General features: G+C 37.0%; 9 protein-coding genes. 2 read left to right on the forward strand and 7 right to left on the reverse strand.

Features of this window, described 5'->3' with window-relative positions; genetic code table 11:
• Window positions 1-17 precede the first annotated feature (17 nt).
• Complete coding sequence (locus AAC037_RS00850; protein WP_339900926.1) at window positions 18-3002, reverse strand: PAS domain-containing sensor histidine kinase; 2985 nt, start codon at window positions 3000-3002, stop codon at window positions 18-20.
• 140 nt (window positions 3003-3142) lie between these two features.
• A complete protein-coding gene (locus AAC037_RS00855; RefSeq protein ID WP_339900928.1) occupies window positions 3143-4315 on the reverse strand; it encodes an aspartyl protease family protein in 1173 nt (390 codons plus the stop codon).
• Window positions 4316-4758: 443 nt separating this feature from the next.
• On the opposite strand from AAC037_RS00855, the gene AAC037_RS00860 reads away from it, so the two are divergent.
• Complete coding sequence (locus AAC037_RS00860) at window positions 4759-5229, forward strand: transcriptional repressor (protein ID WP_339900929.1); 471 nt, start codon at window positions 4759-4761, stop codon at window positions 5227-5229.
• A 43-nt stretch (window positions 5230-5272) separates the two neighbouring features.
• Here the strand turns inward: AAC037_RS00860 and AAC037_RS00865 are convergent, their stop codons facing one another.
• Genes AAC037_RS00865 through AAC037_RS00885 form a run of 5 tightly spaced genes read right to left on the reverse strand, consistent with a single transcriptional unit; the run spans window position 5273 to window position 8502 of the window.
• Entirely contained in the window at window positions 5273-5719 is a 447-nt protein-coding gene (locus AAC037_RS00865) for a hypothetical protein (protein ID WP_339900930.1), read from the reverse strand.
• A gap of 18 nt (window positions 5720-5737) precedes the next feature.
• Window positions 5738-6676, reverse strand: a complete 939-nt coding sequence (gene hflC, locus AAC037_RS00870) for a protease modulator HflC (protein WP_339900931.1) — start codon at window positions 6674-6676, stop codon at window positions 5738-5740.
• A 25-nt stretch (window positions 6677-6701) separates the two neighbouring features.
• Window positions 6702-7667 carry an FtsH protease activity modulator HflK gene (hflK, locus tag AAC037_RS00875; protein ID WP_339900932.1) on the reverse strand — a complete coding sequence of 322 codons (966 nt, stop codon included), beginning with the start codon at window positions 7665-7667 and terminating at the stop codon, window positions 6702-6704.
• A gap of 26 nt (window positions 7668-7693) precedes the next feature.
• Window positions 7694-7879, reverse strand: coding sequence for a hypothetical protein (locus tag AAC037_RS00880; RefSeq protein ID WP_339900933.1), 186 nt, complete (start codon window positions 7877-7879; stop codon window positions 7694-7696).
• A gap of 2 nt (window positions 7880-7881) precedes the next feature.
• Window positions 7882-8502: a cytochrome C oxidase subunit III gene (locus AAC037_RS00885; protein ID WP_339900934.1), complete on the reverse strand. Its 621-nt coding sequence runs from the start codon at window positions 8500-8502 to the stop codon at window positions 7882-7884.
• 331 nt (window positions 8503-8833) lie between these two features.
• Here AAC037_RS00885 and AAC037_RS00890 point away from each other — a divergent pair.
• A partial coding sequence (locus AAC037_RS00890) for a CarD family transcriptional regulator (protein WP_339900936.1) occupies window positions 8834-10598 on the forward strand: 1765 nt, incomplete at its 3' end.

Genomic DNA, 10598 nt, shown 5'->3' on the forward strand with positions numbered 1-10598 from the left:
GGAACCGGTGTTTAGAGTTAAGGCTGATTGATGATTAGGTTTCTAAGGTAAATTCTAAATATGGTTCCTTTGCCAACTTTGCTTTCTACTTCTATTTTACCATCATGAGCCCTGATTTGCTCTCGAACTAGATAAAGCCCCAAGCCCTTTCCTTCGACATGGGTATGAAATCTTTGGTAGAGTCCAAAAATACGATCACCATATCTGGATAAATCTATTCCTATACCATTGTCTTCAAATCTAATGACACAATATTTTCCATCTCTATAGGTCTTGATATTGACGATAGGATTTCGTTCCGGATGTTTATATTTGACAGCATTGGTCATAATGTTCATCAAAAAGTTTTCCAGATGTGCATAAATATAATTGATGTCATTTAATGCTGTAAAATCTTTATTGATGACTATTCCTGATTCTTTAAGTTGGTTGTATAAGCTTTTTTCAATATTGTTGAGAAGCAACTTAAAATCAATGTGTTCTACCTTAGGTATTTTTTGTTTCTTAATGGAAACCACCTCTATGAGATCCTGAAGGGTGGAGTCTAGTAAATTGGTTGAGATTTTAAGGTTTTCCCAAACTTCTTGATTTTCTGGATCTGAAGGATCATCCTCATTGTACAAGTCTAGTAATAACGAAATATTGACTATAGGAGCCCTCAGGTTATGTGATACGATATAAGCAAATCTCAAAAGTTCTTCATTATGAGATTTTAAGTCTTTGATTAAGTTGAGTCGATCTGATTCAAGTTTTTTGGCTTCCGTAATATTTTGTTTTACCAATAAAATACGGTCTACTTCATTGGCGTCGTTCATTAAAGGTACCGCACTTTGTAAGTATTTATTGCTTTTTGTCTCGGTCTCAAAACTAACCCTTTGGCCTTCTAATACTTTGCTAAGGTTGCTCTTGACAACTTTCAATGTTTTACCCGTAAACTGTTTTAATAAGTTGGTTCCGATGAAAGATTTGGGATCTATACCCGATAACTTGTATTCTTCTCCATCGGTGAATAAATAACAATAGTTTTTGTCTAAAACATCTACTGTTCCTCGGGGGAAATTTCCTGCAATACTTCTATATAGCTGCTCAGAAGCAATAAGTTTCTTTTCAGAGAGGGTTCTTTCCGTAATGTCATCTACAAAAACTACATAGGACTCCTTGTTTTCTTTTCCGTACAAGACCCTGGTAAATGATATTTTTAGCTCCTTATCAAGGCTACCTTTACAAGGGAGATGGAAGTAGGCTACTTTCCGATTGGTTTTTAAAAAATTGATGATTACCTGACGAAGTGATTTTCTTTTATTGTCTTTTATTAGAATGGTTTTCAGTAAGTCTTCTTTGTCCTTTATATTTAATAGTGGGAGGGTCTTATTGTTTATCAGTATTGGTTCAAATTGATGGTTGACAGAAAAGATGGCATAGGCAGTACCGTTCAGTATTGCATCATGCATATAATTGGTTTCTTGAAGCATGGTTTCGAATCGGAAACGATATAGCTCTTTGCTAATCCAATCTCTTAAGATGCCAAACAGCTCACTATAATGGGTTTTGTTTTTTATTGGTTGGTCATGAAGCAGGCACAAAGTTCCGATTTCATTTCTTTCCGTGTCGGATAGTTTTAACCTAATTAAGGAACTGATTTGCTGTTTAGCCAAGATGGAGATGTTTGCTAAGCACTCACTATTTTCAGAACTAATCATCAAAAAATTGTTGTTGCTGTCTAGTGATAGCAATTCCTTATTTAGGATTTCGCTCCATTTCCCATCTTTGTCTGAAAGCTTTTTTCCTTCATCGCAAAGGGACAAGACCTCCATTTTCTTGTTTCCGTTGCTTAAATTTCCTATGAGGCAATATTTAAATCCTAACTTTTTATAAATAAGAAAATTAATCTCTTCGAATAAGTTTTTTCCTTTAAATAAACTCGAGATGGCCGACACTTCTGTCAGCATGCCCTGAATAAATTTTTTCTCGGAAAGTTTTTTGATGAGGCCTTCTTTGCTCTTCGGTTTGATAGGGTTATATTGATGGTCAGAAATGTTGATGAGGTTACCTGTAAGTCCTTCTTCAAAAGTATATGGGCTTTGAAAAAAGCGCACATTGTTCTTCACTTCTTGATAATGCCCTTTTTTGTGTTTGACCCTATAATTAATAGAATAGTAATTTTTCCCGTATTGGTCTTGGGATATAAAATCTTCTACTTTTTGCTTGTCCTCGGGGTGGATCAAATTTAGCCAATCCCAAATATAAAAACTTCGAAAATTCCCATCTTCATAGCCCAGTAGGTTAAACAATGGACCGGCCCACAATACTTCTTGGGTTTTCTTTAGGTATTTGAAGTAAATCTTTTCATGTTGTTCGAAATCAACAATTTTACCCTGCTTCTTTATCTTTTTACTAGAAGGCTTAAGTGTCCGGGGCTCTTCTACGGAAATCAAATAATAGCTGGAACAAATATTGTTGATTTTGAATTTGAAACCTTTAGATTCTATCTTGATGTTTTCCGGGTTTCTTGCGGTCAACAGACTACCAAATTTTTCTTTAAGTTGAGGATATTCAGCCCATAAATATTGTTCAAGATCATTTACCTTGGATAAGGGATGAGTTTTTGGACTGCCTAGCTCTGTAAGGACCCTTTGTCCTTCGGTATAAATCAACCAAGACCTGCCGGAATTGCAAGGTATTTGGTTGACCATGGCATTCACCAAAAATTCATTTTCTCCATGAGGAACAATACACCCTTCAATTTTTACCTTTACAAAAGAATGTCTGTCCAATAAAAGAAAAGTTTCGAAATGATCACTTTTCCTTAATTGATTAAATATACCGATTAGTAAGGAGACATTTTGGGTTGAATAAATATCATTCTGTATATCTTTGTTTAAGGATTTGAGCTCCCGGTCCTCCCAGGGAATGGTGTCATTGGATTGATAAAGAACCTCAATTTCACCATCATGTAATTTTTTAAAAGTCAGTAATTGGGATTTGAAAATATTTTCAAACATCAGGTTGGTGGAGTGAAAGACTAAAAACTAGGTGAAAACTTCACTAAATTTATAAAAAAATACGGGCTTAATACAAAAAAAGATATCAAATTCATAATTCATTATATAAAACTCGTTATTATACTTACATTTTATTTTTCCTATAATTGTTTCTCGAGTAAAAAAGTAACTTTGTGAATACGGTCTTTTGAATTTCCCTCCGGGTCTGCTCTTAAAAGCTCCAAAGAAATCACTTCCCCTTCCTTAGATCTTAGCAATTCTGTAATATCCGAGAGCTCCCAAAACATGGCTGGTATTTTATTGATGGTAAGAATCTCATCCAATTCTCTAGCACCTTGTCGGTAAGCAGGTGAATTTTCACGAACCTCGTGGATATAGTATCTTTTCTCTTCTAAAGAACTTACCCGAACGCTAAGACCACTCATGTCATATTTAAAAGGAGTTTTGTATTTAGCACTTTTCTTGTATAATATTCGGTTTCTCGGATAATCGAAAATAATCTTCATGTGGTTGAGGAGTTCAGACCCCAGGCTACCCATTCTTCCCGTATTTATCAGAACTTCAGAAAACTCATTTTCTTCAGGGAAAGAGGTGATCACACCTCTAAAGTTCAAGCCATTTAAAGATAATTTCTTTACCCTTCCGACAAAACCTTTTAAATCTCCTCCTAGAGATCTACCTAGACTGCTCTTTAGGTTGGGTTCTGGAAGAACAATGTCTTCACTGGTTTCCTGGTTGAGAAGTAAGCCATGGTTAGCTCCTGTATCAATGAGTAGTTTGGCTTCCAAATCAGGTCCATTTGCCTGCTTTATACTAGTAAGTACATAAGGTTTATTGCCAATTAATTCTATGGGGATTTCTCTATACCAAAAAGGTTTCCATTTTAATGCTTGCCTTTCATAAAAAGTGATCCATCCATTATCATAATCAACTTTTATTGGGTTGTTCTTGAAAAACTCATGTCCAATTACCCCATAAATAGGTACGCCAAGGACTTTCTCTAACTCTAAAAAATCCTCATCCAATACCAGAATGGCCTGAAAAATTCCCTCAATGGGGCCCAAGTCAAAATGGTTGTTTGGAGATACAGAGGCGCTCAAGACGGTTTGTCCATCTGCACCCACCAAATTGAGTTTTCTTGTATAATGCATTTGCAATTCATCAGCTATAGATTTGCTAAAAAAAATATTTGATTTTACACCGGTGTCAAAAATGAAATTTACCGGTGGTCCACCATTGATGGATACGGGAAGGATAATGAGACTGTTTGAATCTATAAAAGGTAGGGTTATTTTCTTTTTCGCTCTTTTCATATAAAAACCAGGGACTTGACTCTTTACAGGCCAAACTGGTAAAGACCAAATAAGAAGAATGATAAGCCACTGGTTCCTATTATGCATGATGATTTATTGTTCCTTTAATATATAAAATAATTTTGATTTAAGAAGTTCTTAATTGTCTTAGTTGAGTATTAGATTTTTCTGACTCAGTGCTGGAAGTTGAACAATAATTATGCGAAAAGGTTTTTAAGGCTCATTTTTAACGGGTTCTTTAGTAGTGAAGCTCCACTACTCTTGAAAATTTGAAAAAGTGTTAATCCACTGAAATGGATGGGTTAAAATAAAATATTGATATAAAATTTAAGTCGATACTAATTTAGAACCATTGAAAATAACTGGTCTTTTATCGATTCAAAAGTTTTATGGTTTGAAAAATCTAAAAAATAGCTGATCTTTATTCTTTACATAAATAAATCATGGCCGAAAAGTCTATCATTGAGAAAGCGAAGAAAATTTTTGAAAACTACCTTGTTAGACAAGGTAGCCGTAAAACCCCTGAAAGGTTTTCTGTAATAGATGAGCTATATGCTTTGCCTCAAGATGAGCATATAGATGTTGAAGGTTTATTTTTAAGAATGCGTAACAATGGTTATTCTATTAGTAGGGCAACCATATATAATACCTTAGATTTATTGGTGGAATGTGGGTTGGCTGTAAAACACCAGTTTAAGGATAAAGTTGCCCTGTATGAGCAGGCGCTGACTTATAAACACCATGACCATTACGTCTGTAATCAGTGTCGGAAAATTTTGGAATTTTCTGACCAAAGAATTAACCTGATTAAAGAAGATATGGGGAAAGCTTTTTCCTCAAACATTACCAGTCATTCATTGGTGCTCTACGGAGATTGCCAGATTCGAAATTGTGAAAACTTGCCGGTACATTAATCAAGGCGTCGAGCTGGATTTCTTTCAGCTCTTTGTTCTCAAGTTATATTTTTTTAGAAAAGGTTTTTCTGTAGGTTGGTTTTCTCAATGAAAACTGGAAGTATAAGACCGGGAACATAAGATAGTCTAAGAGTCGGTTTGGAGATGAAAAATTTATTTCATCAATGATTATGCTTTGATCACTACCATCGGCCACTATTCGATGTTTATGTCGCCATTTTTTGAGGAAGAAAGGTAGCTTTATTCCTTCATCAACGAAAAAAAATTCTTTTTCATCCAAATGATCCGCTGTAATCTTACTGGTCCACACCTGCTTGAAAAAGATGAAATTTAGGGATAAACTCACCAGATCTCCCGTAGAGGACCCGTCAAAGCGGAGCAATTTTACAGGAGGAAAAGGGGGATTTAATGCCGTAAACAATTCGGCATTAAATCCTTCTTTTACTTTCAGGTAGTTTTGGCCTACCTTGGTGCTAAGGCTAATTTTCATCAATCGCTAAAGATGTGATTAATTCATTTGTTTTAGGTACTTGAACAAGTCACTATCAGAAGAAATTACCAGGTTGGTTTCTTCATCAAGGGAGTTTTCGAGAGCTTCCATCGAGCGAAGGAACTTGTACAAGTCAATTGATTGACGGTTTTGATTATAGGCAGAAGCATATATTTCAGTAGCTTCTGCGTCGGCACGTCCTCTGATTTCCTCTGCTTGTCTTTGGGCTTCTGACTGAATCTGGGCTAGATCTCTTTCCTTGTCACCAAGGATTTTCCTGGCTTCCCCTTGTCCTTCTGATCGGAACTGGTCTGCAATCCTGTTTCTCTCACTAATCATCCTGTCGTAAACCCTGTCTCTTACTTCATCTACGTAGTTCATTCTTTTGAAACGAAAATCCAATATTCTTACCCCTAGGTCAGAAGTCCTTTCATTGGCTTTCTGTAAAATGATTTCTTCTATTTTGTCTCGACCTACTTCAATTTCTTCAAGGACTTCAAGCTCCTCCATAAATTCTTCGGTTACCTCCGGCTCTCTATTGGTAGAGCGAACGATGTCTAATAGGTTGTGGTTTGCAATTGCATTTCGTGTTTCTCCGTCGAGAATGTCGTCAAGCCTTGATTGAGCAGACCTTTCGTCTCTTAGTCGGATAAAAAATTGAAGTGGGTTGGTAATCTCCCAGCGGGCATAGGTGTCCACAAAAATGTACTTTTTGTCTTTGGTTGGAACCTGGTTTTTGTCTCCATCCCATTCAAGATATCGTTTGTCAAAAAACTGTACTTTTTGTATAAATGGAACGACAATATTTACTCCAGGGCTGGTTCTTGGTTCACCTACAGGTTTGCCAAACTGTGTAACAATGGCTTGTTGGGTTTCGTCTAGTATAAATACGCTTTGAGCTGATAAAATGATTGCGACTACTACCAGTATTATATAGAATAAATTGCTCTTTTTCATGCTTAGATGAGGTTATTTTGAAAACTTACTGAGTAGGAGTTGCAGCTTTATTTAGGTTTAATAATGGCAATACATTGCTTCCTTTTTCATCAGTGATGATTTTATTGCCAATTTTTGGCAGCACTTTTTCAAGCGTTTCCAAATAAATTCTTTGCTTGGTCACTTCGGGAGATTTGATAATTGAATTGAATCTTTCAGCTTCACCTCTGGCTCCATTTACCCTTGTCAATGCATAGGCTTCTGCCAATTGTATGGTTTCTTCAGCCTCCCCTCTTGCTCTGGGGATAATTCGGTTATAATCCGCCTCTGCTTGATTAATCAAGGTTTCCCTCTCCTGCTGGGCTTCATTTACGGCATTGAAACTTGGTTTGACAGGTTCAGGCGGGTTGACATCTTGTAATACAACCTGATCTACCCTAATCCCATTTTCATATTCATCACACATTTCCTGCAACAAAACTTCTACACTGGTGGCAATTTCCTGACGACCCACTGTAAGCACTTCGTTGACCGTCCTGTCTCCCACAATTTTTCTCATGGCAGACTCAGACATGTCATTCAATGTCTTTTCTGCATTCCTTACTTTAAATAAATATTTGTAAGAATCTACAATTCGATATTGGACCACCCATTCCACATCTGTTAAATTAAGGTCTCCCGTCAGCATCATGCTCTCGTCTATAAAGCCGGATTTAGCATATTGAGATTGGCCATTTGAGGTGGAGGTGGAACGAAACCCAAACTCCAGCTTTAATTGCCTTTGAACCGGTATCTTATACATGGTTTCCACGAAAGGAATGATAAAGTTTAATCCTGGTGAAACTGTACGGTTGTATTCACCAAGTTGAATCACTACACCTTCTTCTTCCGGGCCCACTGTTTTAATAGCTGAAAACACCATGATAATTACTACCAATCCGAAGATGATTTTGGACAAATACTTTTTTATCCAGTCGGGATCGATATTTATTTCAAATTGTTTTTCTGACATAAGTTTACTTTTTTTGCAATTTACGATTAATTGATAGAAATACCTTCCGTAATATTTTTCATTTCCTCAATTAAATAATAAAGGATGGATTCGTTGGCCTGAGGCTTGAGCAACCAAACTTTTATATTAGATGTAATTGCAGTTTTTTGACTTAGAGAGATTCCTAAGCCACTTAAATTAAAATGGTTAAGTCCCTTTTCTTCTTTCTTCAAAGCTAAAATACCCATAGGAAAAGTCCAAACAATATAAGCCAGACAATGTCCATAAATTTCCAGTAAATGCTAAACAATTCAAGTCTCATTTTTTCATAAGGATTTGTTAAAATTAACAATGATTTCACCTGGTCTTGTTCACTATTTTGCAATGATACCAATAAGATTATTGCGTAAATCATGGCTCCGGCAAGGTGAAAAAGGTGAATACCGCTAAGCAAATAAAGGAAACTACCTGAAGGTAAACCTGTGAAATCTATACCTGATGCAGCCAACTCTTGCCAGCCTTTGAATTGGAATAGGGCAAAAAATATGCCCAAGGCTAGTGTATAGGCAAGGTTACGTTTGGTTTTCTTTAAATCCTGGGCCAAGAAACCAGGAATGATCTGCGCCGAAATAAAGGCGCTCCCTATGATCATAAAACTACTAATAATAAATGATTTTGGCATTTGGTATTGTCCAAGGGAATTGGATGTCGTCTGAGAAAGTACAAATGCTGTTGCCAAGAAAAAAAAGACCAACCCACTACTAAACATCGCCAAATAAATTAGCATACGGTAGGGGTGTAACTGCTCTATTTTTTTAAACCAATGGGTTGATTCCCTTTCTTTTGATAGGCTCATGATAGGATTAACAAATGAAAAGGGGATAACGTTGTCACAAATAAGTAAAAAGTTAAACTTTTTTCAATGTTTACCATTTGTTAATCTAGATATCCTTTGAGCCCTAATGGGGTTTCAATGTTATTTAATAAATTGCATCCACTTAATTTATAAATCTAAAATGGGTTTATAGATGCTGTAAATAAATAAACGATTTAATGATATGGTCGTCTATTAGAGGCTGTGGAAAATGCTGAAGAGGAAGAGAAGGCTTGCTTTTAATTGGTTTATTATTAGTTGTTTAAAATGTAATTAGTATAGCCCCGTCCCGGGGCATCATAAAGGAGAATAGTTGGACAAGCAATCGTTTTTATCACTTTACGAAGAGGATCCTTTTGTAAAGAATCTTGCATTAAGTATTGGTTCCGGAGGACAAAAGAAAATAAATGTGAAAGGGCTTTCGGGCAGCATGGACATGTTGATCGTTCATGCCATCACCAAGCTCAACGGTGGTTTTCATCTTGTCTTGGCCAATGATCGGGAAGAAGCTGCTTACCTGGCAAGTGATTGGCAAACTTTCGCCGGTGAAACCGCCTATCATTACCCGGCCAGTTACAAAAGGCCCTATCACCATGAAGAAGTGGAGAATGCAAATGTATTGATGCGTTCCGAAATCCTCAATCGGCTGTCTGATGAAAGTTTGACCGGTAAGGTGCTGATCACCTCCCCGGAAGCGATATATGAGAAGGTTATCAACAAAAAAAGCCTCAAAGAAAACACCTTTGCAGTAAAGGTGGGAGAAAAGGTAGATCTGGAGTTTATTGAAGAACTATTGAGTGCATATGGTTTTGAGAAAGCTGATTTCGTGTATGAAGCCGGTCAATTTGCCGTTAGGGGAGGGATCATCGATATTTTTTCTTATGCCAGTGATTTGCCTTACCGGCTGGAACTTTTCGGTAAAGAAATAGATAGCATCAGGACTTTTGACCCGGAAAGCCAGTTGTCAACAGGCACTGTGGATCAAATCAGTATATTGCCCAATATCCAGACCACAATGGAAAGGGAAATTAGGCAATCCATCATAGACTTCTTTCCTGAAGATACTTGTTTTTGGATCAAAGACTTCAAGCATGTTACCAATACCATCAAGCAATTGTATGAAAAAGCTTGTCAGCATTATGGTGATTCCGGAGAGAATAGTTCTTTACTTATGGCACCGGAAAAACTGTTTCTTGAGGAAAGGATTTTTGAAGCCCAAATAGAACCTTTCACCTTGCTAGCCTTTGGTCATGTGTTTGAATGGAAAGGTGTTCCTGAATATCAATTTAAAGGACAGCCGCAGCCTTCATTTAACAAGCAGTTTGAACTCCTGGTGCAAAACCTCAATGAAAATTCGGCCAAAGGGATTGCGAATATCATCTGCTCTGAAAGCGAGAAGCAAGTAAGTCGCCTGACCAATATTTTCCATGAATTAGACCCCGCACTATCGGTTCAAACATTGCCTATTAACCTAAAGGAAGGGTTTGTTGATAATTCTTTGAAAATTGCCTGCTATACAGACCATCAAATCTTTGAAAGGTTTTACAGGTACAAAACAACCAAAAAAACTTCCAAGTCTAAGGCCCTTACCTTAAAAGAGATTAAAAGTCTGCATCCGGGAGATTTTATTGTCCATGTGGATTATGGAATCGGTCGCTTTGCCGGGTTAGAAAAAGTGGAGGTAAATGGTAAGTTGCAGGAAGCCATTCGATTGGTGTTTAGAGACGATGACTTGCTTTATGTGAATATTCACTCTTTACACAAAATTTCTAAGTACAGCAGTCAGGAAGGCACGATGCCTATTATGTCTAAGCTGGGTACCCAAGAATGGGAAAATAAAAAGAAAAGGGTCAAGAGCAAAGTAAAGGATATTGCCAAAGACTTAATCAAGTTATACTCCAAAAGGAAGGCTGCTTCCGGGCATAAATTTTCTACAGATAGTGTGCTCCAAGTGGAGTTGGAAAGCTCCTTTATTTATGAAGATACTCCAGATCAGGCTTCTGCTACGGCTGACGTTAAGCAAGACATGGAGAAGCCTTACCCTATGGATAGGCTGGTGTGTGGAGATGTGGGTTTTG

This window comes from uncultured Cyclobacterium sp., from assembly GCF_963976465.1.
Taxonomy (GTDB): Bacteria; Bacteroidota; Bacteroidia; order Cytophagales; family Cyclobacteriaceae; genus Cyclobacterium.